Source organism: Pseudomonas sp. MWU349 (assembly GCF_017947325.1).
GTDB lineage: Bacteria > Pseudomonadota > Gammaproteobacteria > Pseudomonadales > Pseudomonadaceae > Aquipseudomonas > Aquipseudomonas protegens.
Genome location: NZ_JAFEVP010000001.1, coordinates 1505134 through 1527581, shown reverse-complemented (window position 1 = coordinate 1527581; position 22448 = coordinate 1505134). Strand labels below are relative to the sequence as shown.

The following is a 22448-nucleotide window of genomic DNA, read 5'->3' as shown; positions in this document are numbered from 1 at the left end:
GGTGGTTCTCGTGGTACGGCTGGCACGACAAGGGTGGCATGGGAACGCTGGGGGCCTTTTTAGCATCTAGTGCGGGGCAGAGGAATCGGCTTGATGGATTATTGCTTCAGGCCAGCTGCGCCAGGGCCTGCGGGCTCCACGTTGAACTCGCCGAGGTAGTCCAGGGTTGCCGTGCTTGCGGGCTGGCGTTGATTGGCGCCGCCGGAGATCGATTTGTGGTCACCGTAAATCGACTCGCAGCCAACGATGATGAAATGGCTGTAGCCGGAGTCGATGCGCGTGCGCAGCTGCTGTTTTTCGGCGTCGCTGCGGATCAGCGATTCCAGGTAGTGCGGGCCGTCTTCACTGTTGATCAGTTCGACGAAATCCGAGTCCATGTAGTAACCCAGCTCCTGTTTGAGGCGCCAGCTGGGGTTGCGTGCTTCCCAGGCGCTGAACTCGGCGTCGCTGGCGTCGGCCCCGGGGGCGGGCTCCCACTGTTCGAAGGCAAACCGTTCGGCCTCTGCCTGGTCCGGGAACCGGGCAGCGAACAGGTAGAAAGGAAAGTAGGCATCGGCTTCTGACATGGACGGCAAGGCTCCTTGGTTCAGATCAGGCTGGCGCGCTGCAACTGGCTGACATGAGCATGGCCGGCGGCGCTCAAGCGCATGGCCAGGTCTTCCCGGGCCTGGGCCCCGCCGCTGCGCACGTACTCCAGCTCCGCGGCGGTGATCAGCACCACCGGCACCAGGGTCACGGGGGACAGCGGCATGTCTTCCAGGCGTGTCGGGAAGTCCGGGGCCGGGCCGCCCACCAGTACCCCGGCGCAGTCGTCGGCGCTGATGAAATGCGCTGGCAGTTGCTCGCTCATGGCGCGGGACTGGCTGACGCCGGGCAGTTCCAGGGACAGCACCCCGTAGCGCTGCAGGCGGGCAGTGAGGCCACCGGCATCGGCCGTGGTGTTGGCCACGCAGCGCAGCAGTTCGAAAGCCCAGCTATCGGCGAACGGGTAGACATCACCCACCGCGCCCTGGGCATGGGGTGGGATGTCCGGGGTTTCGACGAACAGTTCCATCTCGAAACCATTGCCCAGATCATCACCAGTGACCCCATCGAACGGGTCGGACAGGCCCTCGGTGGCGAGAATGATGCCGTTGTTGCGACGCACGATGCGATAGGCCTGGCGCGTGGAGGGCCAGTGCGAGCCGCCCATGAAACTGGGGCTGATGGCGAAGCCCAGGACGTCCTGCTCACAGTGGCCGACCGCTTGCCAGTGGCGATCGAGGCAGGCGGCACCGGCCTCCATCAGGGCAATGCCGGCCAGCTCTGCTTGGGTTGGCTGGTACTGGGCGTAGGGCTCCTCTGCGGCGGCCGGCTCGCCGGCGGGCAGGGTGGGCTCGGCCTTTTGTGGCGCCGGCTTTTTGAAGAGGCTGAGCAGTTTTTCCAGGAAATTCATCGGGCGATCCTTGCGGGGCAAGTGCGTTGCACAAGGCGCACAGCACAGGCAGAGAGAGGGGGCACATTGTGACGGGTTTGCCGTGCCCATGGAAACCGACGGATGCAAGTTGGACGAAGCCTTGCCTTGCCGGTGTGGCTGCCCGAGAATCCGCCCCGGTCCGCTATCAAGGAAAGTGATCAGCATGTCTTACCCGAAGAAGCTAAGTCCGGAGTTTTCCGGGGCACTGAGAACCTTCAGTTTCTGGGTCGCCAACGGCACCCTTGGCTACCCGCTGCTCGAAGGTATCGACTACCGCAGTGACCTTGGCGAGGAGCCGAGCATGCTGGAGATGGCCTATGCCATTTTTGCCAATGTGCTGGAGCTGGACGAGCAGGGCGTACCGGTGAATGCCAAGTACGCCGAGCACCGGGCGGCGCAGTACATCCGCCAGTATTGCGATCCGGGCTACCAGGCACAGCCGGCGTTCGAGGACTGGGAGCAGGAGCTGTACGGCCCGCCCGACCGAGAAGACCGCAAGCCCTGGCCAGCCGGCGTGCGCAAGGCCTGACGAGTCACTGTAGGAGCGAGCTTGCTCGCGATGGTCGCCAACGAAAACGCCGCGTTCACTGGGGGAACGCGGCGTTCTTCAGGGCTTCGCGAGCAAGCTCGCTCCTACGGGTACAGGCAGGTACGGGGCGCGGTGTCAGCGGTTGGCGGCGCTCCACTTGGCTCGCGCTGCGTGCAGCTTCTTGTAGCTGTCGATCAGCCGCAGGTGACGGTCCAGGCCTTCGAGCTGCAGGTTGGTCGGGGTCAGGCCGTAGAAGCGCACGCTGCCTTGCACCGAGCCGATCACCGCGTCCATCCGTTCGTTGCCGAACATGCGCCGCAAGTTGGCCTCGTAGTCGCCCAGCTCCAGCTCGTCGTCCAGCTCCACTTCCAGCACCGCGTTCAGGGCCTGGTAGAACAGCCCGCGCTCGACGGTGTTGTCGTTGTATTGCAGGAACATCTCCACCAGTTCCTTGGCCGGGTCGAACTGCCCCAGGGCCACGTGGATCAGCAGCTTGAGCTCCAGGATGGTCAACTGGCCCCAGGCGGTGTTGTCGTCGAACTCGATGCCGATCAGGGTGGTGATGTCGGTGTAGTCGTCCAGTTCGCTTTCTTCCAGGCGCTCCACCAGCGAGCGCAGGCCGTCTTCATCCAGGCTGTGGAGGTTGAGGATGTCTTCACGGAAGAACAGCGCCTTGTTGGTGTTGTCCCAGATCAGGTCGTCCACTGGGTAGATTTCCGAGTAGTCCGGCACCAGGATGCGGCAGGCGGTGGCGCCCAGGTGCTGGTACACCGCCATGTAGACTTCCTTGCCCAGGCTTTCGAGGATGCCGAACAGGGTCGCGGCTTCTTCGGCGCTGGCTTTTTCCCTTTCGCTGAAGCCGCTCTGGCTGGTGAAGTCCCACTCGACGAACTCGAAGTCCGCCTTGGCGCTGAAGAAGCGCCACGACACCACGCCGCTGGAGTCGATGAAGTGCTCGACGAAGTTGTTCGGCTCCATCAGCGCCTGGCTTTCGAAGGTCGGCTGCGGCAGGTCGTTCAAGCCTTCGAAACTGCGGCCCTGGAGCAGTTCGGTGAGGCTGCGCTCCAGCGCCACCTCGAAGCTTGGGTGGGCGCCGAACGAGGCGAACACGCCGCCGGTGCGCGGGTTCATCAGGGTTACGCACATCACCGGGAACTCACCGCCCAGGGACGCATCCTTGACCAGCACCGGAAAGCCTTGTTCTTCCAGGCCCTGGATGCCGGCCAGAATGCTCGGGTACTTGGCCAGCACTTCCTGAGGCACATCCGGCAGGGCCATCTCGCCTTCGAGAATCTGGCGCTTGACCGCGCGCTCGAAGATCTCCGACAGGCACTGCACTTGGGCTTCGGCCAGGGTGTTGCCGGCGCTCATGCCGTTGCTGAGGAACAGGTTCTCGACCAGGTTGGAAGGGAAGTACACCACCTCGCCATCGGACTGGCGCATATAGGGCAGGCAGCAGATGCCGCGCTCGATATTGCCCGAGTTGGTGTCGTACAGATGGGAGCCGCGCAGCTCGCCATCCGGGTTGTAGATGGCCAGGCAGTGTTCGTCGAGGATCTCCTTGGGCAGCTCATCCTTGCGCCCCGGCTGGAACCAGCGCTCGTCCGGGTAATGCACGAACTCGGCGTTGGCGATCTCTTCGCCCCAGAACTGATCGTTGTAGAAGAAGTTGCAGTTCAGGCGCTCGATGAACTCGCCCAGGGCCGAGGCCAGGGCGCTTTCCTTGGTGGCGCCCTTGCCGTTGGTGAAGCACATCGGCGACTGCGCATCACGGATATGCAGCGACCAGACGTTAGGCACGATATTGCGCCACGAAGCGATCTCGATCTTCATCCCCAGGCCCGCGAGAATCCCGGACATATTGGCGATGGTCTGCTCCAGGGGCAGGTCCTTGCCGGCAATGTAGGTGCCTTCGCTGGAGCCCGATTGCGGCATCAACAGCGCCTGGGCATCGGCGTCGAGGTTTTCCACTTCCTCGATGATGAACTCGGGGCCGGTCTGCACCACCTTCTTCACCGTGCAGCGGTCGATGGAGCGCAGGATGCCCTGGCGGTCCTTGTCGCTGATGTCCGCCGGCAGTTCGACCTGGATCTTGAAGATCTGGTTGTAGCGGTTTTCCGGATCGACAATGTTGTTCTGCGACAGGCGGATATTGTCGGTGGGGATGTTGCGGGTCTGGCAATACAGCTTCACGAAGTACGCCGCGCACAGCGCCGAAGAAGCCAGGAAATAATCGAACGGACCCGGCGCCGAACCATCGCCCTTGTAGCGAATCGGTTGGTCGGCCACCACCGTGAAGTCATCGAACTTGGCTTCAAGTCGAAGGTTGTCGAGAAAGTTGACCTTGATTTCCATGGGGGGCACCGGCATCACAAAGCAAAAAATGGCGGGCATTATCCGGGTTTTTGCGCGCCAGTGGGGCGGTTTTTGGACGCAAACGGACGAACTCAACCCGTTTTGCCTTACGGCTCAAGCATCAGGCTGCGCCAAACGATCACTTGCGGTTCAACAGGCACAACGTCCGGTTGCCGTGCCTGCCTGTCGCGCTCCGGCGCTGACGTCGCCGGATTTTGTTCTGGCGATGACTGGCAAGGCGATAGAAGGTGCCCAGGCTCGGCCCGCTCGGTTGAGTCATCGATAGATGGAGTCCTCATTTGATCCTGACCACCACCTTGCCCTTGGCCCGTCCCTGTTCGACGTACTGCAGTGCTTCTGCCGTGTCTGCAAAGGCAAAGCTGCGGTCAAGCACCGGCTTGATGATGCCCGCCTCGATCAGCGCGGTGATCTGTTGCAGTTGGGCGCCATCGGCCCGCATGAACACAAAGGCGTAGCTGACGTCCAGCTGGCGCGCCTTGCGCCGGATACCCCAGCTCAAGAAGCGCATGACCTGCTGCAACGGCCAGGCCAGCCCCTGCTCCTGGGCGAATTGCAGCGTGGGTGGCCCGGAGATGGAAATCAGCTGGCCGCCGGGCTTGAGGACCTTGAGGGACTTTTCCAGTACGTCGCTGCCCAGGCTGTTCAACACCAGGTCGTAGCCATGCAGGACGCTTTCGAAGTTCTGCTGCTTGTAGTCGATCACCTGATCGGCGCCCAGGGCCTTGACCCACTCGACATTCGCCGTGCTGGTGGTGGTCGCGACGAAGGCGCCAAGGTGCTTGGCCAGCTGGATGGCAAGGGTGCCGACACCGCCGGCGCCGGCGTGGATCAGCACTTTCTGGCCCTTTTTCACCTGGGCGGTGTCCACCAGCACTTGCCAGGCGGTGAGTGCGACCAAGGGGACCGATGCGGCCTCGATCATGCTGGTGTTGGCCGGTTTCAGGGCGACTGCCTGTTCGTTCACGGCGATCCATTGGGCGAATGTCCCGATCCGTGTTTCAGGCGGGCGCGCGTAGACTTCGTCTCCCGGCTTGAAGCGTTGTACTTGGGGGCCAACTTCAACCACGACCCCCGCCAGGTCATTGCCCAGTATCAGCGGCAATGCATAGGGCAGGATCAGCTTGAATTCGCCGTTGCGGATCTTCGAGTCCAGGGCGTTGACGCCACTGGCGTGGACCTCGATCAAGACATCGTGGGCACCTACCTCGGGGGCGGGCATTTCGCGAATGCGCCCGCTGTTCTTGCCATAGCGATCAATTGAAAATGCCTTCATCGGTGTGCGGCTCGTGTCGGTTGCAGTAAGGGTGGGCGGTGCTTGAGTGGCGTGGCGGTCATGGTGGGCTCAGTGGTCAAGGAACGCCCGGGCCTTGGCCACGAAGTCCGCGTGGTACTGGAAGATGCCGCCGTGCCCGGCATCCTCATACATCACCAGCTGTGCGTTGGGGATCCGCCCGGCCAGGGCATGGGAGTTGACGCTGGGCACCATGATGTCGTTGTCGCCATTGACGATCAGCGTCGGCGCCCGCAAGCGCCCCAGGTTCTGCGGCGCCTGTCTGCCCCAGGCAGTGATGGCTTGCAATTGCCGCAGGAAAGCGCCGGGCGTCGGGCCCTTGTCGCGATGCTTGCGGCGAGCTTTCAGGCGTTGCAGATACTCCGAGGCGGCTCGACGACCATGGGGCGTCGAGGTGAAGAACAGGTAGACCTTGGGATCGCGCAAGGTCAGCAAACCTTTGAGCATCAAGGGCCAGGTCACCGAGCCGACCTTGTCGATACCGCTGCCGCCGGCCGGACCGGTGCCGGTGAGAATCACGCGGCGCACCCATTGGGGAGCCTTGAGGGCGATGTCCTGAGCGACGAAGCCACCGAGTGAGAAGCCCAGTAAATCGACGCTCTTGAACCCCAGGGCCTGGATCAGTGCAATGGCGTCTTCTGCCATCTCGCCGACCGTTAGCGGGGCGCTTCCACCCGAGCCGCCGATGCCGCGATAGTCGGTGGTGATGACTCGCCGGGTCTGTGCCAGTCCATCGATGATGGCCGGGTCGAAGTGGTCCAGCACAGCGCCCCAATGGTTGAACAGCACCAGGGGCACGCCGCCTGCGGGACCAGTATCGCGATAGGCGAAGGGAATGCCCCTGACCATGATCGACTGGTTCGCCGCGTTGACGAACGATGTCTGCACAGCCGGGGCGAGAGATGTCTGGGTTGGATTCATTGCTACTCCGAACAGCGGAGCGGATTCTTCGCAGTGCCTGCCGTGAATCCGCCGCGAATGCTCGCTACCTGAAGATCATTGTTGGGCCTGGTAACGCTGTGCAACCTCGGATTGACGGATGTGCCCCAGCAGGCCCTGGCGTGCGCCCTGCAGGTCTTCCCAGCGTTCGGCCTGTTGCAGCGGTGGGATGGTCACCGGTTCGCGCCGATCGAAACCGACCAATGCGGCGTCTACCAGATCGCCCACTTCCATGATGTCGTCCAGGGTGTTGATGTCGACGCCGGAGCGGTCCCAGATTTCCGTGCGGGTGGCGGCCGGCAGCACGGCCTGCACGTATACGCCCCGGGGCGACAGTTCCAGGCTCAGGCCTTGGGACAGGAACAGCACAAAGGCCTTGGTCGCGCCATACACCGTCATGCCGAACTCCGGCGCCAGGCCCACCACCGAACCGATGTTGATGATCGCGCCGTTGCCGGCCTTGGCCAGGCGCGGGGCAATGGCACTGGCCAGGCGCACCAGCGCGGTGGTGTTGAGGGCGACCAGTTGCGCAACGCTGTCGGTGCTTTGCTCGATGAAGCTGCCAGACAGGGCGGCACCGGCGTTGTTGACCAGGATGCCGATATGGGCGTCGTCGCGCAGGCGGGCTTCAAGACAGGTCAGATCGCTGAGTTGGGTCAAATCCGCTTTCATCACCTCGACGGCGACCCCGTGTTCGCTGCGCAGTCGGCCTGCAAGTGCATCCAGGCGTGCCTGGTCGCGGGCGACCAGGAGCAGATCGTGGCCGCGTTGCGCGAAGCGCTCGGCATAGGTGGCGCCGATGCCAGTGGAGGCGCCAGTGATGAGAACGGTAGGGCGTGGGCTCATGGGCTTATCTCTCTTAGTGAATGGGTGAAGACGGACAGCTCGGTTTCTGTTCGATCAGCTTGCGCTGGCGCTCGTTTGAACCAGCGTCGGGTAGTCGATGTAGCCTGCCGCGCCGCCGCCGTAGAGGGTGGCGGGATTGAATGCGGACAAGGCGGCGCCGGTCTTGAGGCGCTCCACCAGATCCGGGTTGCCAATGAACGGACGACCGAACGCGATCAGATCGGCCTGGTCTTTGGCGAGCCGCGAGGTCGCCAGGTCCAGGTCATAGCCGTTGTTGGCGATGTAGGTGCTTTTGAAACGCTGGCGCAGGGCGGCGAAATCGAATGGCGCCACGTCGCGCGGGCCGCCGGTCGCGCCTTCGACCATGTGCAGGTAAACGACGCCGAGGGCGTCGAGTTGATCGACGACGTAATTGAATTGCGCCTGCGGATCGCTGCTGGAGACACCGTTGGCCGGCGACACCGGCGACAAGCGCACCCCGGTGCGATCCGCGCCGATTTCATTGATGACCGCTGTGGTGACTTCGAGCAACAGACGTGCACGATTTTCAATCGAGCCGCCGTAGGCATCGGTGCGCACGTTGGCGCTGTCCTTGAGGAACTGATCCAGCAGGTAGCCATTCGCGCCGTGAATTTCCACGCCATCGAACCCGGCGGCGATTGCGTTTGCCGCGGCCTGGCGGAAATCGGCGACGATCCCCGGTAGCTCGTTGATGTCCAGCGCGCGGGGTTCGGAGACGTCTTCAAAGCGGTTGTTGACGAACACCTTAGTAGCCGCGCGCAGCGCGGAAGGGGCCACGGGTGCGGCGCCATTCTCTTGCAGATCAACATGGGATACGCGGCCGACATGCCACAGTTGCACAAAGATCTTTGCGCCCTTGGCGTGGACCGCATCGGTCACCTCGCGCCAGCCATCAATCTGCGCCTGGGTGTAGATCCCGGGGGTGTCCTGATAGCCCTGGCCCTGCTGGGAAATCTGCGTGGCTTCGCTGATCAGCAAGCCTGCGCCAGCGCGTTGGCTGTAGTAGGTGGCGGCGAATTCGCTGGGAACAAAGCCTGCGCCTGCGCGGTTGCGGGTCAGTGGCGCGAGGACAATGCGGTTCGACAGCGCAAGGGCGCCAAGGGTGTACGGGGTGAACAGATTCTGATCGGTCATCTGGTGTCTCTTCCGTGCCCGTGAGTGGAGATCGGTGGTGTGTGCAATTAGGATGATGATCGAAATCTAAACTGTCAACGGTTTTGATTATGGTCGACATCTATGTATGATTGAGCCCCTGATTTCCCAATGAACATGAGGTATTGCACGTGAGAGTGAGCAAGGCCCAGGCGCAGGCCAATCGAGAGCACATCGTTGAAACGGCCTCTGAACTGTTCCGTGAGCGGGGTTTCGATGGGGTCGGAGTGTCGGATCTCATGGCGGCGGCCGGTTTCACCCACGGCGGCTTCTACAAGCATTTCGGCTCCAAGGCCGACCTCATGGCCGAAGCGTCGGCCTGCAGCCTTGGCAAGTCGCTGGCAGGCGCGCAAGCGCTGGATGTGCCTGGTTTCATCGACGTCTATGTAACCAGGGAACATCGCGACGGACGTGGCAGCGGTTGCACCATGGCCGCGTTGTGTGGCGACGCGGCGCGTCAATCGGATGAGGTGAAAGCGACGTTTGCCGAAGGGATCGAGCACACCCTGCAAACCCTGGGTGACAAATACCCGACCGGGCCTGACGCGCTGGCGGGCGAGGGCAGAAAGAAAATGATCGACCTGCTGTCGCGTGCGGTCGGTGCGATCCTGTTGTCGCGTGCCTGCCCGGATGATTCAGCGCTGGCAGATGAGATTCTTGAGGTGTGCCGCGCTGAGATGTTTGCGTCGTTGCCGGTTGATAAAGGCAAGCCGGCATAAAGGGGGCATGCCAGGGGCGTGCGCTTGCGGTCGTTGAACGCGCGTCGGCGTCAATTATGATTTGAAACGTGTCTCGGATCTGCCTGGGCGCACACCAGTGTCAAATTCTTCCTTCACCTTGACTGACGATTCGGCCTTTCCAAGATCAGCCTCAATAAGGCCAATGCAACCCCAGCAGTCACCGCCACAATCGACCGAAAGCGGATCGTCTTTGAGGCCCAGTTTTCGACCGCATATACCGCACATGTCTGACATGCCTAGATCCTTGCCCAGCCAACCTCAATCGTCTTTTCTCCGAGCGTCATTCCACGTAACGCAGCCACAAATGGGTGCGACCGCGAACAGCCTCGACAACTGTTGAAACCACGGCTTGTCGGTCCTCCTCGGGGGTGTTGTAGAGCGCACAAAAATCCCTCGCCACCGCGCTGGCGACGCAAAGGTCGGCAGGCGCTGCCCGCAGGAAGCCGAGGTAAGACGCGCCCACCCCCATCAACTCATAGCCATGGGCCTGGGCAAAATGGCGGGCCACCGCAAAGTTTTGCGCGGGGCCCAGGTCGCAACTGAAGTAGCCGTTGGGAAAAGCGGCGAGCGCCTGGTAGGACTGCTCGACGGGCACCAGGAGTGCCGAGAGGGGTTGGTCGAGCAGTGATACCGGGTTTTGCTGATAGTCCACCCATTCGCGCAGGGCTGGCTCATCAAGGGTCAGGCCGTGGGCGCAAGCGTCTTCGAACGAGCTGCTCGCCACCCGCTCAGTGAAGTTGCGCAAGCAGATCGCGAACTCGGCCTTGGTGGTGGGGTAGCCCAGGTATTCACCCTGTTCGAAACACTCTGCAGGTAGCTGGGCGATCTCCTGCTCCGAGGCATCGTCCAGCCCCAGGTTGTTGCGGGCATGCCCGGAGGTGTAGCGGGCCTGGGGCAGATCATCCAGCGAGAGAAGGGGCTGGAAACCCGGGTGGTCGCCCGCGATCTTGCGGTAGGCGTCGATCAGCTCATCCAGGCTGGAAATGGCGCTCAGGCTGTATTCATCGCAGGTGCCAGCGGCGGGGTTGCCAGGCATTGCGTTACCGCGAAATTGGATATCCATCGAAGGGCTACCGGCTCCATGTGGGTGTTCAGGCGAATGAGCAACGCTCGGTCGAACGTACGTGAGCCTGCCGGTGCTCTTGCTGTTCGTGCCGGGCCTGTGGGTTCATTTCAAGCCCGAGGCCTAGCTTAAAGAGAGCACATCCTGCCTGGGCATGAAGAAGCGTGCAAAGAGTTCGGACTGTGACTTGATGTTCAACTTGGCGTAGATGTTGCGGCGGTGCACCTTGATCGTCTCTGTGGAGAGGGAGAGCTTTCCTGCGATTTCCTTGTTGGAAAAGCCACTGAGCAGCAGCCTGAGCACATCACTTTCCCGCGTGGTGATCTGGGTTCCAAACTGGGTGATCGTCTCTGGCCATTGCGGCGGTTCGCTGAGGCTTTTCTCCACATCGACTTCGAAGCACATGCGCTGATGCATGAGTGCCGTGACCCATGGCTTGATGATGTCCAGCATGGTGATGTGTTCCTGGCTGAAATGGGCGTTGCTGCCAATGGAAATGCACAGTGTTCTGTCAGCATCGAGCTGGATGTTGTATTGCACTTCATCTACGCAAATATATTGTGCGAAGTACTTGTGGTAGTACTCGGTTTCAACAAAGTACTCCGGCGCTATATCCAGTAGATGAAAGAAGCCGCTCTGCGGGTTTTCCCGGTTGGCGATATAGAAGGGGGCCAGCAAATACAGGCCTTTTACATAGAGGTGAATGAACGCATCCACTTCCTCTGCATCTGCCACCTCGGGCAGGCTGACAACTTGCACTTGTTGATTGCTGAAGATCAAAACCACCCAGTTATCAATTTGCACATATTCATTGAGCGTGCGGATAAGTGAGCTCCAGAACTCTGGGCGGTTCAACTGCAGAATCAGTTTTCCAATCGAACGGTGCCAGGCCAGGCTATGAAGATCGAGTGGCATTTTCTACCCCTTTAGGGTTAGGGAATGGTCGGTCGGAGCTAAGTAATCGTAGGTATTTACTATTGGCTGATGCCCGGTATATTCGCTGGCAAGGGTTTACGACAGCCATGAGGGCACGTCGTCTGGACAAGGATGTTGCATGAGAAAGTCACGTTTGCGAACCATTTTTTCGGCTGTGTTTCTCTCTGCCGGAATAAGCACAACGGCGGGTGCCGCAGAGCCTGCCATGTACCTCTACAACTGGTTCGGGCTGCTCGCACCAGAGACTCCAAAGGAGTTCGAACAGGCCACCGGCACCCGTATCCACATGGATGCCTTCGACAGCGCCGATATCATGCAGAGCAAGGTCATGGCCGGGCGCACGGGGTATGACGTGGTGGTGGCGACCTCCAATGTACTGCCCAGCCTGATCCAGGCTGGAGTCCTGCAGCCACTTGATCCAGCTCAACTAAGTAACCTGTCCCATGTCGATCCCGCCATCCTGGCGCAACTGGCGGTCAATGACCCTGGCAATCGCTACGCCGTGCCCTACTTATGGGGCACCACCGGCATTGGTTATGACGTTGATAAAGTCAAGGCGGCCCTGGGCGACAATGCCCCGGTCAACAGTTGGGACCTGATCTTCAAGGAAGAGAACATCAGCAAGCTGCAGTCTTGTGGTGTGGCCATGCTCGACTCTCCCAGCGAGATCATCTCGATTGCCTTGAATTACCTCGGGCTGCCCAGCAATAGCAAGAACCCGGAGGATTACCAGAAGGCTCAAGCGCTGCTGTTGAAAATTCGCCCCTATATCCTTTATTTCGACTCCTCCAGAATCGACACCGACTTGGCGGGGGGCAACATCTGTGTGGTTGTGGGCTGGGCCAATGGCGCCCTGGCTGCGCAGGCTGCCAATGAAAGCGCCAATACCGGGCGCAGGATCAACTACAGCCTTCCTCGTGAAGGTGCGCTGGTCTGGTCGGAAAACCTGGTGCTGTTGAAAGATGCCCCTCACCCCAAGGAAGGGCTGGCCTTCATCAACTATATGTTGCGCCCGGAAGTGATTGCCAAGACCTCGAATCACACGCTGTATCCTAATGGCAATAAAGATGCCACCGAGTTTGTCGAGCAGAAGTTGCGCGATAACCCCTGGATTTATCCAGACAAGCAAACCATCGCCACATTGGTTCCACTTGAGCCGCTGCCTTTGAAACTGGAAAGAATCCGTACTCGGGTCTGGACCAAGGTGAAGAGCAGTATCTGACCTGAGTTGACTCTTCGCTTGCTGCTTCATGCACATCTTTATTGTGTGTGAGCGCATTGTTCAAACACTCGGAGACATGTACGCGCCTTGTGCAAGATTAACTGTTGCGCAAGGCGCGGCACGACCGTGCCCATTCAACAGGTTATGCAATAAGAGAACAGTGGATGTTCAGCCCAGCCAATGCACCCCGGTTCAGCCTGACAATCGACGGTTTTGCGCACGACTTCAAGGTGCGCGCGTTCACCGGAGAAGAGGCGATCAGCAAGCCTTACTTCTTCAAGGTGGAGTGTGTGAGCGAGCGGCCGGATCTGGATCTGCAATGCTTCTTCGATGTGCCGGCTTTTCTGGCATTCGACACGTGGGGCAATGGCATTCATGGGCGCATCTATCACATTGCGCGAGGCCCAGACGCTCAAGGCTTGACGCACTACAACCTGGCCCTGGTGCCGCACCTGTCCTACTTGCGTCACCGTATCAACAAGAGGATCTATCAGCAGTTCTCGGTGCCCGCTATCGTCGCCCTGGTCCTGGAGGAGCATGGGATTCTGGGGGATGCCTACCGCTTCGAGCTCGGGGCGAGTTACCCCGAGCGTGACTGCTGCACCCAGTACGATGAAACCGATCTGCATTTTATTCAGCGCCTGTGCGAGGAGGAGGGGATTCACTTTCACTTCCAGCACAGCGCTCAAGGCCACGTGCTGGTCTTTGGCGATCAGCAGGCGGTATTCCCTGCAATCGGGCTGACCACGGCTTTTGCCCCCGGGCACGATGGGCTCGCCACCCTGTTACCGGTCGGTCACGGCACGCCGACAAGCCTGGGCGCCAGGAAGTCGCGCCAGGTTGAAGGGCAAGGTACGCAGAGCGGGCTGCTCAGTGGTCATGTCCTGGAAACCTCGGGCCAGGGCAGCGACCTCTGGCTACTGACTCAGGTCATTCATGAGGGCAAGCAACCACAGGTTTCGGGTGAGAGCGTCGCCCATGTCCACACTGACAGCCAGGATCAACTGCGCCAGGGTTATCGCAACCGTTTCACCGCGCTTGCGTTGGACCTTTGCTATCGCCCGCCTTTGGCTCATGAGAAGCCTCTGGCGCGAGGCAACCAGACGGCGCTGGTCATCGCCCTGGAAGACCAGGCGAACTCGCGTGATCAGCGCTCCGAAAGGGTCAAGGTCAAGTTTCCCTGGGACCGCGAAGGTCGGTTCGACGACAAGAGCAGTTGCTGGCTGGCCGGTACTGCCAATTGGCACTGTGAAGTGACGCCGCTGCGGCCCGGTGTGGAGGTCAAAGTCGCATTTCTTGAAAACGACCTAGATCAACCGCTGATCAGCGGTTGCTTGTGTTGCGGCTGATACTCCATTGCCCTGAGCGCGCATCAAGCCGCCAGGGAGAAGGCCCGGATGAATCGTCGGTTGCCATCATTGGCCTGATCCCAGGCCTCGGCCCTGACGCCAGGGCTTTTTCATGAGTGTCTGGCCGCGTAGGTCTGGCCCGTCAGCAGGATGACGCCATCTTTCGAGCAGACGCGGGTGATGCTGTTGATCACGACTTCAAGGCGGCTGGAATGCGGGAACAGCGAAAACAGCAACTCGAAATACAGGTAGTCCTGGACCAGGCGCGCCGCCAGATCGGGATGGTCCTTCAACAGCGTCCTGAAACTTGGGTAGCCCAGCTCTGCAAGTTCCGGGATGTCGACAAAACCCTGGTCGATATCGTCGGTTTTGCATTCGGCGGCAAAGGTGTCCGCACAGTCAAGAAAGCGTTGCGGCAGATCGCCGTGGTGGATGCGCAGTTCATAGGGCGTTACCGGGAGCGTCAGTGCCTCGCCGAAGCCCAGGCTGCGATAGCCGACGGTTTGTGGGTCGATGATTTGGCCGGCTGAGGTGAACTTCATGATGGGCTTCCGGGGTACTCGGGGGGTGAAGGACTGTCGCTATTTTCGAGCGTGCGCGCTTGGGGTTTAACGGTGGCGACGTAGTAAAGGATATAGCCCGAATACACCAGCGAGCCTGCTGCCACTTCATGGTCGAAGCACTGCTTTAGTTCATCCTCATCCGCAAAACCGTATTCCACGAGCCTGTTCTCGGCAAAACCGGCCAGCCTCGATAGGGTTACACCGTCGATTTCGCCCTGCTCGCCAAAGTCAAAGCTCACCGTTGCCGTTGGCAGGTGAACGGCGCAGCCATAGCCGTGCTTGAAGTAGCGAATACCGCCAGCCAGTTCTCCTTGATCCGGGATATCGGTTCCCACCCAAGCGGCGTTGCTGGCAGGGAGGGGAATGGCCGATTGTTGCATCAGTTCGACAGCCGTGCGGATGCTGGCTTGGTAGTCGGAAACAAGATGGGCGAGGTGCGGGTTCATGGGCATTGGCATCGTGGGCAAGGGGGCTGAAGATTTCAGAGATTGCGGCGCGATACAAGCGGCGAGTGCGCTGGATGCGCGCCAGTACGTTGATGTCGGTATATTCGCCCGGACACATTTCGGAGCCGAAAACATGGGGTTTTCCACCACTGCCTGGGAATGGTAGGGGCAGGATGAGTACAAGCGGGTGTTGGCGGTGGGCGAGGCGCAGTGGCGCCCCTTTCTGGAGGAACTGATGGTGGATTGTGGACGTGCGGTGCGTGGCGTGAACTCTTGACCCCAGTATTGGCCAGAGGCTGTTAACGAATGCGGCAAGCTGCGACTGAGTGGAAAGAAACGGATGTTTGACGAGCTGATATTTACCGGTGAATCGCCTGCAAAAGAGGATGCCTATGTCGGTGGCGGGGCCTGCCTGCCCACAGAGCTGGCTTGGCCCTGTTCGCCTGATGGAGTGCCGCTGACACACCTGATGGCCTTTCCTGGACGTTGGTTTTCAGAGGCCTTGATCGACAGGAATTATTGGGTTTCGGTTTTTGTGCCTTACCAGCCGGGTGAAGTGGCTCACTATCGAAAGCTGCGCGCCATTGACGGTCGTTCACAAGCGGTTGTCATGGGCTATGTTCGAGCCGGTTCCGAGCGGAATGAGGCGGCTCAGCCGATTTCAGATCGCGGGGCGGTACGGCTGGAGGTGAACTGCGAGGTGGACGATGACGAGAACCTGGCCTCGAAGCTGGATGGCGTGGACGCTTGGCTGCAGGCGCCTGTTTCAGCAGAGGCAGGGCGCAGAAGGGTATCCATTTATGGGGGCGATCTGGATAGAGCGCTGCCTGAGCAAAAAGGCGTGCTTTCGGATGGCATGGGGTATCTGTTTCTGGATGAGGATTTTTCAGAGCGGATAGGCGCGGGGATTGGTCGGTTCTTTTTGCAGTTGGGGTAGGGCGATCGCTGAAAAGGCAGCTCGGCAGCTCCGAGGAGCACTGCTCGACCCATGCCGGTTGATAGGTTTCTGGATAGACGAGGCAATATCAAAGGGAGTTTCTCTGGTCCGCTTACCGATATGAGCAGAAGCGAAATTGCAGTTAGGGGGGCGTTTTGTAATTGTTCCTTCACGCTCCACTGACATCCGAGTTTTGGGCGATAGCATCGGTGCGCTCCACCACTCGAATGCCTTTTTCCGCAAGCGCTTGCCGCACTGTCACTTGGTAGGCCTCTATCGAGTTGCGTAACCAAATCTCAAATTTTTGGCTAGCCGATGAGCTCGGTCTTGTCTTGGGTTTGTACAGACTGTAGTTCTGTGCGCTGACCAGACCCAGTGGGTAAGGGACGACCAACTCACCCGTTTGGATGGCGGGCAGTGCAAGGAAGCTGTCGCCGATTGTCAGACCGCCCCCTGATGCGGCGACTGATAGGCAAAGCGTGGTTTCGTTGAACACTGTCTGATGGCGACGCGGACCACCAGGGTCCAGCCCGGTTAGGGTGCACCACTCGTCCCAGACATCATAATTGGCATCGATTAGGTAAGGCGCTTCGCAAGGCTTGTGACCTTCACCTAGATAGCTTTCCGCAAAGGAACGGGTGCAGACAAGAACATCTATCCACCGGCACAGTTCAGTTTCTTCTAGCCTTCCACTAGCCCTAGCTCCGTGCACGCCGTAGAAAATCCGGAAGTCGAAGTCCTCATCGAGGCGAAAGCTGAAGTTGTTTTCGGCAGTGATTTCTACGGAGATCCCAGGATTGGCAACCAGGAACTTCCCAACTTGACCCGCCAGCCAGCTTGACGCGAAGTCCCGGCATACCAGCACCCGTAGATGCTCTCCCTGCTGTGCCCGTCGGCTGATCGTATCGGTGGTCAGTTGGATCAACTCGAATGCTTGCTGCAAGGCCGCAAACAACTCGCGGCCCGACGAAGTAAGGCAAATCACATTTCCCGTACGCTGGAGCAGCGCGCAGCCCATGTCGCTCTCCAACTGTGCAACCTGTTTAGACACTGCTGGACGCGTTACATGCAGCTCCTGCGCAGCGGACGAGATGCTATTGAGCCTAGCAACGGCCTCAAAGGCGCGAAGCGCTGTAAGCGACTGGTGTTTTCTCAAGAAGGCGCTCCGTAACTGAAAGTGACTCAGGCTTAAATCTTGTCACTTGTCCGCATAGGAGCCTGACTTTAGCTTGGGCGTCAATCCCCGCACGCAATTTCGAGGTGTCAAAAATGCTCCTACCAATTCGTTTCTCTTCGACTGGTCCAACTGGCTGGCAGCAATCGCCGAACGTGGCTCTTGAACATGCCGAGCTGATCGAAGGCCGGCCAATGGGCTTGGACCATGCTTACTTCTCCCGTAGCGAACCCCCGGTGAAGTCAGGTATTTGGCGCTGCGAGCCTTACACCGAGCGTTACGAGCACTATCCGGTTGATGAGTTCATGGTGGTGCTGGAAGGCGAGGTCACTCTTGAGGCTGACGGTTTCTGCGAAACCTATACCCCTGGTGACTCCTTTCTGGTGCCCAAAGGGTTCCGTGGGGTCTGGCGTCAGCCAGTTCCGATGCGGAAGTTCTATGTGATTGTTGGCTAGTCAGCTCAGGTCCGAATTGGGCGTGAGTTGGTTTCGTCCTATCACCATGACAAAGCCCAGCCCCAGAACTCGCTCCTCGAATCAAACGGCCTCTGAACCTGGCGCAAATATTGGCGAGGCGAAAGGATCTGCCTCCAGTCTTACGTCTGTGGGAATCAGCATCATGTCTACTATTGAACAAACATCGTCACTCAGCCTGCATGACGAGGGGTGTTATGACTACATCATCGTGGGCGCCGGCGCAGCCGGTTGCGTATTGGCCTATCGCCTTGGTGAAAACCCTGACTTGCGAATATTGGTGATTGAAGCGGGTGGTAGCGACGCCTCGGTCATCGTCTCTATGCCGGCCGCGTTGTCGATTCCGATGAATACTAAACGCTTCAATTGGGGAATGAAGACTGAGCCCGAGCCTGGCTTGGGAGGGCGGCAGGTGAATTTACCCCGCGGTAAGGGACTGGGCGGTTCCTCATCAATCAACGGGATGTGCTGGGTTCGCGGCAATCCCATGGACTATGAGTTATGGGAGGCGCTAGGTGCTGATGGCTGGCGCTGGTCGAACGTGCTCCCTTACTTTCAGCGTCTTGAGAACGTCGAAGGCGGAGGTCCTCTGCGCGGGACTGACGGTCCGATGCATATCAAGCGCGGATCGGAAACCAACCCACTCTATCGGGCCTTCGTCAAAGCCGGTAATGAGGCTGGATACGCTTTAAGCGACAACATGAACAGTCGGCAGCACGAAGGTTTCGGGCCGATGGAAATGAACGTGTTCAACGGGCGTCGCATGAGCGCTGCCCGGGCCTACCTGCGGCCAGCCATAGGCCGGGGCAACGTCCGTGTAATCAAGGGCGGCCTCGTCGATCGGGTAATGTTCGATGGTCGACGGGCGACAGGTGTGCTGTTCTCGGTAGCGGGCAGGCTTGCCCAAGCCAGGGCAACGCGAGAGGTCATCCTGTCAGCTGGAGCCATCATGTCTCCGGTGATCCTCAAGCGCTCGGGCGTGGGGCCTGCGAGGGAGCTTGTGCAGCAGGGGATCCCGGTGATTTACGACTCGCCAGAAGTGGGCGAAAACCTGATGGATCATATGGAACTCTACCTGCAGATGGAGTGCACCCAGCCGGTCAGTCTGTTTCCCACTCAAAGCCTGTTGGGCAAGGCGAAGATCGGTATCGAATGGCTCGCCACTCGGCGCGGGCTCGGTGCGACCAATCACTTCGAGAGCGGCGGACATATTCGTAGCCGAGCCGGTATTGTCTATCCCGACATCCAGTTTCACTTCTTGCCGCTAGCCATCTCCTATGACGGGCAGACACTCGCCCCCGGGCATGGCTTTCAGGTGCACGTCGGTACCAAGCGTTCAAAGAGCCGCGGCTGGGTCAGGCTGCATGACGCCCGTCTGGAAAGCCTGCCGCGGGTGCGCTTCAACTACATGACACATGCCGATGATTGGACGGAGTTCAGGGCCTGCGTTCGTCTGACCCGAGAGATCTTTTCCCAACCAGCTTTCGCTCCTTATCGGGGGCGAGAACTGGCGCCGGGTGCGTCAGTTCATGAGGATGCTGCCATAGATGCATTTCTCAAGCAGAAACTCGAAAGTGCCTACCATCCCTGTGGAACCTGTCGCATGGGCAGCGACGGGACTGCGGTGACCTTGCCCGATGGTCGAGTGCGTGGCGTCGAAGCTCTCCGGGTTGTGGACGCCTCGTTAATGCCCGCTGCCACAGCTGGAGATTTGCAGGCACCCACTCTGATGTTGGCCGAGCGTCTGTCCGATTTGATCCGAGGCCGACATCTACCGGAAGCGTTGGGTGCCGAGCTGCTGGCGGATCCGCAATGGGCCACCAGGCAACGCAGCCCCAACATCTCCCGAGACTATTCCAGTGATCGAATGCAACTAGCCGCCGCGTTATTGGAAAGCACCAAGGGCCGACAGCTGCCGTCTGTAGCGGTCTGAGTCACTGCGTCTGCTGACAACGAATCACTGCAGCGTCCCTTGGATGAGCAGAAGTGGAGCCGGCTGACCGGAAGTTGGAGGGTGCCCCAAAAACTCGATAAATGAAGCGTTGATACTGCAGTCCCGATAAATCTCAATTAGGAAAATAAGAAAATGAGAACGACATCTAACGGGAAAACAGCCACTGCGATATCTGCAAGTCAGCAGGGCCGGCTCGATGGTGCGGAGCGACGCTCGGTAGATTTCGTGCCGGTGGCGGAGCGTCATGGCACGGTGCGACATCTGGGCGCGGTCTGGTTAGTTGCAAATATCAACCTGACTGCCATGGCTACCGGTGTTACAACCCTGGCGCTTGGCGGTTCACTGTTTTGGATTCTGGTTGCGACCGTGCTCGGATCGTTGTTCGGAACCCTCTTCATGGCTCTGCATTCTTCGCAAGGGCCTCATCTGGGCTTACCTCAGTTAGTACAGTCAAGAGCGCAGTTCGGGTTTCTAGGGGCTGCGATCACAGTCTGGGTTTTCGCCTTTGTTAACTACTTCAACTACAACGTCGCCGACGCGATTCTTGCTGGATCGAGTCTGCATTTTCTCCTGGGAGTTCCAACTTCCTGGGGGTTCCCAATTGCAGTATTGATCGCCGGCACTTTGGCACTGTACGGCTACCGGTGGATTCATCGGGTGAATCGATTTCTGGTCGCACCGCTTGCCTTGACGATCGTGATACTCACCTTTGCTGCGGTGGCGCGGGCTGGAATCCCTTCGGGCGCGTTCACTCCGGGCCCCATTGAATGGCATGCGTTTGCGACAACTTTCGTGATTGTGGCGGGTTTTCAACTTGGATGGGCCCCCTACGTATCTGACTACTCCCGTTACCTTCCTCCCAGCATCTCCACGCGATCATCATTCCTGTGGACCTATCTGCCATCAGCGATATCAGCCTTGTGGGTGATCGGTCTTGGCTCCTTGCTCGCCGCTGCGGCCCCTGGCGCCTCAATCATCATAGCCATCGCTCAAGGCGGTGACGCCCTGGTGGCAGGAGGTGGTCGAATTGCTGTCGCGCTGCTGTTTGTGGGGCTTTTGGTGGTGATGGCACTCAACGCTTACGGCGGTAGCCTGACACTGATTTCGATCGTGGACTGCTTTCGTCGGGTACGGCCATCGCTGTTTTTGAGGGGCATCACAATCGTCGCGATGACGCTGTCCGTGGGAGTTGTAGCGGCAATGGTTGGAGAGGATCAGTTCAATGTGTTCTACGGAAACGTATTGGTATTTTTGGCATATCTCTTCACACCGTGGACTGCGATAAACCTGGTGGACTTTTACATCGTTCGCAAGGGGTGTTACTCGATCCACGAACTTTTCAATCCGGCAGGTATTTACGGTCGGTGGGGATGGCAGGGAAACGTCGCTTATATCGGAGCACTCATGACGATGGTGCCATTTTTTGTCACCGACCCTTTCACTGGATGGGTCGCACACAGGATGGGTGATATCGATATATCAATGTTTGTGGGGCTGTTGGTCGCTAGTCTCCTCTATTTGCTTACATCGCGGACTCTTAATTTGAACTACGAGCGGCTGCTGGTGGAACAGGAAGGAATAACCGGCGAACTATGACGAGAGCAGGCGTTAGTTCTGGTAAGGAACTAATCCCTCAAAGACACGAAAATGTGGAGTTTAACCATGACAAAAACAGGCTGGATTTGGGACGAAAGATTTCTGACCCATGACACGCGGGCTTGGAGCCTACCGTGGCAGGAACCCATCGATCATCCCGAAAAGGGCGATACCAAACGACGCTTCGCAAGTCTCGTCAAGCGCAGCGGCCTTGAACAGCACCTAGTTTCGATACCTTTTGGCCCGGCCTCGAAGGCCGACCTGCTGCGGGTACATACACAGGAGTATGTGGATCGGATCCTGAATCCGACCAGCCCTGCTTGGAGCGATGCAGGCGATGGTGAGACTCCTGTTGGGCCTGGCTCTGCGGAAATTGCCAGGCTCGCAGCAGGAGCTGTCATCTCGATGTTCGATGCAGTTGTATCGGGCAACGTGACCAATGCCTACGCGCTAATACGACCACCTGGACATCATGCGATTGCCAGTCAGGGAATGGGTTACTGCATTTTCCACAACACCGCGATCGGGATTCGGCATCTTCAGCAAACGGGAGCCGTGGCACGAGTGGCAGTCATCGACTGGGATGTTCATCACGGTAACGGGACCGAGACTCTTTTTTACGACGACCCGTCGGTGCTGACGATCTCTCTGCATCAGGACGATCTTTATCCCATCGGGCGTGGAAAGGTACAAGACACCGGAAGCGGACCAGGACTGGGCGCCAACCTCAATATTCCCCTTCCTGCGGGTTCGGGGCGAGAGGCGTACTTGGGGGCCTTTGAGCGTGTCGTAGTGCCTGCAGTACGCCGTTTTCGACCGGATCTCATCGTGATCGCAAGCGGATTCGACTCGGCAGCAATGGATCCGTTCGGCCGCCAGCTTCTTCACTCCGCGGCATATAGGGAATTAACGACCGTGGTGATGAATCTGGCCGAAGAGGTATGCAATTCACGAGTCGCTGCCGTGCATGAAGGCGGCTATGACCCGCTTATGGGGCCATTCTGCGGGCTAGCTGTAGTCGAAACACTTGCCAAGCGGAGCACGGCAGTCGAAGACCCCTGGATCAAAACAGTTGCGAATCTTCCGGAGCAACATTTATTGCCCCACCATGACGCCGTGATACGAGAGTGTGAGCAACTAATCATGGGCGTGCCAGATGGGACCAAGAGCGCAAGCTAGCGCAAATTTCAATTTTAAAAGACCGTAGTCCGCAAAGCACATATCTGCGACCCCATATGAAATGCTCCGCGCCGCCCGGCAGCGCGGAGCGTCCACGCGTCGGGCTTGCAGCCGCCAGCCCATCACACGCAACAGGTAGCAACTGTCACGCAGCAAAGGTGCGGCCCCCTTGGCATGTAGCACGCCCAATGGTGCGGTCTTGCTTG

At 59.3% G+C, this 22448-nt stretch carries 22 protein-coding genes; 10 read left to right on the top strand and 12 right to left on the bottom strand.

The features are described 5' to 3' along the window. Positions 1 to 98: 98 nt before the first annotated feature. Both KCG88_RS06605 and KCG88_RS06600 read right to left on the bottom strand, forming a co-directional pair. Positions 99 to 566, bottom strand: a complete 468-nt coding sequence (locus tag KCG88_RS06605; protein WP_210712034.1) for a hypothetical protein — start codon at positions 564 to 566, stop codon at positions 99 to 101. Between the two features lie 20 nt (positions 567 to 586). Further along, positions 587 to 1435 (bottom strand): suppressor of fused domain protein, encoded by an 849-nt coding sequence (locus tag KCG88_RS06600; protein ID WP_210712033.1) that lies wholly within the window; start codon positions 1433 to 1435, stop codon positions 587 to 589. Between the two features lie 184 nt (positions 1436 to 1619). On the opposite strand from KCG88_RS06600, the gene KCG88_RS06595 reads away from it, so the two are divergent. Then, positions 1620 to 1985, top strand: a complete 366-nt coding sequence (locus KCG88_RS06595; protein WP_047286318.1) for a hypothetical protein — start codon at positions 1620 to 1622, stop codon at positions 1983 to 1985. A 135-nt stretch (positions 1986 to 2120) separates the two neighbouring features. Here the strand turns inward: KCG88_RS06595 and KCG88_RS06590 are convergent, their stop codons facing one another. The 5 genes from KCG88_RS06590 to KCG88_RS06570 all read right to left on the bottom strand — a co-directional run bounded on the left by KCG88_RS06590 (position 2121) and on the right by KCG88_RS06570 (position 8592). Then, positions 2121 to 4340, bottom strand: a complete 2220-nt coding sequence (locus tag KCG88_RS06590) for an OsmC domain/YcaO domain-containing protein (RefSeq protein ID WP_210712031.1) — start codon at positions 4338 to 4340, stop codon at positions 2121 to 2123. A 295-nt stretch (positions 4341 to 4635) separates the two neighbouring features. Then, positions 4636 to 5634 (bottom strand): NADP-dependent oxidoreductase, encoded by a 999-nt coding sequence (locus KCG88_RS06585; protein WP_210712029.1) that lies wholly within the window; start codon positions 5632 to 5634, stop codon positions 4636 to 4638. 69 nt (positions 5635 to 5703) lie between these two features. After that, a complete protein-coding gene (locus tag KCG88_RS06580) occupies positions 5704 to 6573 on the bottom strand; it encodes an alpha/beta hydrolase (RefSeq protein ID WP_210712027.1) in 870 nt (289 codons plus the stop codon). Between the two features lie 75 nt (positions 6574 to 6648). Continuing rightward, positions 6649 to 7437: an SDR family oxidoreductase gene (locus KCG88_RS06575; protein ID WP_210712026.1), complete on the bottom strand. Its 789-nt coding sequence runs from the start codon at positions 7435 to 7437 to the stop codon at positions 6649 to 6651. A gap of 54 nt (positions 7438 to 7491) precedes the next feature. Beyond that, on the bottom strand, positions 7492 to 8592 hold the full coding sequence (locus tag KCG88_RS06570) for an alkene reductase (RefSeq protein ID WP_210712025.1): 1101 nt from the start codon (positions 8590 to 8592) through the stop codon (positions 7492 to 7494). A 149-nt stretch (positions 8593 to 8741) separates the two neighbouring features. Between KCG88_RS06570 and KCG88_RS06565 the strand changes: the two genes are divergently transcribed. Beyond that, on the top strand, positions 8742 to 9329 hold the full coding sequence (locus KCG88_RS06565) for a TetR family transcriptional regulator (protein WP_047336670.1): 588 nt from the start codon (positions 8742 to 8744) through the stop codon (positions 9327 to 9329). Between the two features lie 301 nt (positions 9330 to 9630). On the opposite strand, the gene KCG88_RS06560 is transcribed toward KCG88_RS06565, so the two are convergent. Both KCG88_RS06560 and KCG88_RS06555 read right to left on the bottom strand, forming a co-directional pair. Then, on the bottom strand, positions 9631 to 10413 hold the full coding sequence (locus KCG88_RS06560; protein ID WP_246882560.1) for a DUF4253 domain-containing protein: 783 nt from the start codon (positions 10411 to 10413) through the stop codon (positions 9631 to 9633). 123 nt (positions 10414 to 10536) lie between these two features. Next, positions 10537 to 11328: a LuxR C-terminal-related transcriptional regulator gene (locus tag KCG88_RS06555; RefSeq protein ID WP_210712023.1), complete on the bottom strand. Its 792-nt coding sequence runs from the start codon at positions 11326 to 11328 to the stop codon at positions 10537 to 10539. Between the two features lie 139 nt (positions 11329 to 11467). Between KCG88_RS06555 and KCG88_RS06550 the strand changes: the two genes are divergently transcribed. Both KCG88_RS06550 and KCG88_RS06545 read left to right on the top strand, forming a co-directional pair. Then, positions 11468 to 12571 (top strand): polyamine ABC transporter substrate-binding protein, encoded by a 1104-nt coding sequence (locus KCG88_RS06550; RefSeq protein ID WP_047286325.1) that lies wholly within the window; start codon positions 11468 to 11470, stop codon positions 12569 to 12571. A gap of 164 nt (positions 12572 to 12735) precedes the next feature. Next, on the top strand, positions 12736 to 13920 hold the full coding sequence (locus KCG88_RS06545) for a contractile injection system protein, VgrG/Pvc8 family (RefSeq protein ID WP_210712021.1): 1185 nt from the start codon (positions 12736 to 12738) through the stop codon (positions 13918 to 13920). A 110-nt stretch (positions 13921 to 14030) separates the two neighbouring features. On the opposite strand, the gene KCG88_RS06540 is transcribed toward KCG88_RS06545, so the two are convergent. Together KCG88_RS06540 and KCG88_RS06535 are read right to left on the bottom strand one after the other, a co-directional pair. Beyond that, on the bottom strand, positions 14031 to 14462 hold the full coding sequence (locus KCG88_RS06540) for a hypothetical protein (RefSeq protein WP_047336675.1): 432 nt from the start codon (positions 14460 to 14462) through the stop codon (positions 14031 to 14033). Then, positions 14459 to 14929 carry a hypothetical protein gene (locus tag KCG88_RS06535; RefSeq protein ID WP_210712020.1) on the bottom strand — a complete coding sequence of 157 codons (471 nt, stop codon included), beginning with the start codon at positions 14927 to 14929 and terminating at the stop codon, positions 14459 to 14461. Before KCG88_RS06535 ends, KCG88_RS06540 begins: the two co-directional genes overlap by 4 nt. On the opposite strand from KCG88_RS06535, the gene KCG88_RS30905 reads away from it, so the two are divergent. Then, complete coding sequence (locus KCG88_RS30905; protein ID WP_246882559.1) at positions 14928 to 15095, top strand: hypothetical protein; 168 nt, start codon at positions 14928 to 14930, stop codon at positions 15093 to 15095. The two genes, KCG88_RS06535 and KCG88_RS30905, sit on opposite strands and share 2 nt — an antisense overlap. A gap of 174 nt (positions 15096 to 15269) precedes the next feature. Next, complete coding sequence (locus KCG88_RS06525; RefSeq protein WP_210712019.1) at positions 15270 to 15866, top strand: hypothetical protein; 597 nt, start codon at positions 15270 to 15272, stop codon at positions 15864 to 15866. 169 nt (positions 15867 to 16035) lie between these two features. Here KCG88_RS06525 and KCG88_RS06520 read toward each other — a convergent pair whose 3' ends face one another. Then, positions 16036 to 17022 carry a LysR family transcriptional regulator gene (locus KCG88_RS06520; RefSeq protein ID WP_210712017.1) on the bottom strand — a complete coding sequence of 329 codons (987 nt, stop codon included), beginning with the start codon at positions 17020 to 17022 and terminating at the stop codon, positions 16036 to 16038. A 113-nt stretch (positions 17023 to 17135) separates the two neighbouring features. Here KCG88_RS06520 and KCG88_RS06515 point away from each other — a divergent pair, with 113 nt between their 5' ends. From KCG88_RS06515 to KCG88_RS06500, 4 genes are all read left to right on the top strand, one after another. Beyond that, on the top strand, positions 17136 to 17495 hold the full coding sequence (locus KCG88_RS06515) for a cupin domain-containing protein (protein ID WP_207239149.1): 360 nt from the start codon (positions 17136 to 17138) through the stop codon (positions 17493 to 17495). A 163-nt stretch (positions 17496 to 17658) separates the two neighbouring features. Further along, a complete protein-coding gene (locus tag KCG88_RS06510) occupies positions 17659 to 19446 on the top strand; it encodes a choline dehydrogenase (protein WP_210712016.1) in 1788 nt (595 codons plus the stop codon). Positions 19447 to 19599: 153 nt separating this feature from the next. Then, positions 19600 to 21063 carry a cytosine permease gene (locus tag KCG88_RS06505; RefSeq protein ID WP_210712014.1) on the top strand — a complete coding sequence of 488 codons (1464 nt, stop codon included), beginning with the start codon at positions 19600 to 19602 and terminating at the stop codon, positions 21061 to 21063. A gap of 66 nt (positions 21064 to 21129) precedes the next feature. Further along, a complete protein-coding gene (locus KCG88_RS06500; protein WP_210712013.1) occupies positions 21130 to 22242 on the top strand; it encodes a class II histone deacetylase in 1113 nt (370 codons plus the stop codon). Positions 22243 to 22448 lie beyond the last annotated feature (206 nt).

Bases quoted from the DNA above. Each gene is read 5' to 3' on its own strand.
- KCG88_RS06590 (WP_210712031.1), bottom strand. From the start codon at position 4,340: ATGGAAATCAAGGTCAACTTTCTCGACAACCTTCGACTTGAAGCCAAG.
- KCG88_RS06595 (WP_047286318.1), top strand. From the start codon at position 1,620: ATGTCTTACCCGAAGAAGCTAAGTCCGGAGTTTTCCGGGGCACTGAGA.
- KCG88_RS06510 (WP_210712016.1), top strand. From the start codon at position 17,659: ATGTCTACTATTGAACAAACATCGTCACTCAGCCTGCATGACGAGGGG.
- KCG88_RS06560 (WP_246882560.1), bottom strand. From the start codon at position 10,413: ATGGATATCCAATTTCGCGGTAACGCAATGCCTGGCAACCCCGCCGCT.
- KCG88_RS06575 (WP_210712026.1), bottom strand. From the start codon at position 7,437: ATGAGCCCACGCCCTACCGTTCTCATCACTGGCGCCTCCACTGGCATC.
- KCG88_RS06570 (WP_210712025.1), bottom strand. From the start codon at position 8,592: ATGACCGATCAGAATCTGTTCACCCCGTACACCCTTGGCGCCCTTGCG.
- KCG88_RS06505 (WP_210712014.1), top strand. From the start codon at position 19,600: ATGAGAACGACATCTAACGGGAAAACAGCCACTGCGATATCTGCAAGT.
- KCG88_RS06500 (WP_210712013.1), top strand. From the start codon at position 21,130: ATGACAAAAACAGGCTGGATTTGGGACGAAAGATTTCTGACCCATGAC.
- KCG88_RS30905 (WP_246882559.1), top strand. From the start codon at position 14,928: ATGGGCATTGGCATCGTGGGCAAGGGGGCTGAAGATTTCAGAGATTGC.
- KCG88_RS06545 (WP_210712021.1), top strand. From the start codon at position 12,736: ATGTTCAGCCCAGCCAATGCACCCCGGTTCAGCCTGACAATCGACGGT.
- KCG88_RS06580 (WP_210712027.1), bottom strand. From the start codon at position 6,573: ATGAATCCAACCCAGACATCTCTCGCCCCGGCTGTGCAGACATCGTTC.
- KCG88_RS06525 (WP_210712019.1), top strand. From the start codon at position 15,270: ATGTTTGACGAGCTGATATTTACCGGTGAATCGCCTGCAAAAGAGGAT.
- KCG88_RS06605 (WP_210712034.1), bottom strand. From the start codon at position 566: ATGTCAGAAGCCGATGCCTACTTTCCTTTCTACCTGTTCGCTGCCCGG.
- KCG88_RS06515 (WP_207239149.1), top strand. From the start codon at position 17,136: ATGCTCCTACCAATTCGTTTCTCTTCGACTGGTCCAACTGGCTGGCAG.
- KCG88_RS06535 (WP_210712020.1), bottom strand. From the start codon at position 14,929: ATGAACCCGCACCTCGCCCATCTTGTTTCCGACTACCAAGCCAGCATC.
- KCG88_RS06600 (WP_210712033.1), bottom strand. From the start codon at position 1,435: ATGAATTTCCTGGAAAAACTGCTCAGCCTCTTCAAAAAGCCGGCGCCA.
- KCG88_RS06585 (WP_210712029.1), bottom strand. From the start codon at position 5,634: ATGAAGGCATTTTCAATTGATCGCTATGGCAAGAACAGCGGGCGCATT.
- KCG88_RS06550 (WP_047286325.1), top strand. From the start codon at position 11,468: ATGAGAAAGTCACGTTTGCGAACCATTTTTTCGGCTGTGTTTCTCTCT.
- KCG88_RS06555 (WP_210712023.1), bottom strand. From the start codon at position 11,328: ATGCCACTCGATCTTCATAGCCTGGCCTGGCACCGTTCGATTGGAAAA.
- KCG88_RS06540 (WP_047336675.1), bottom strand. From the start codon at position 14,462: ATGAAGTTCACCTCAGCCGGCCAAATCATCGACCCACAAACCGTCGGC.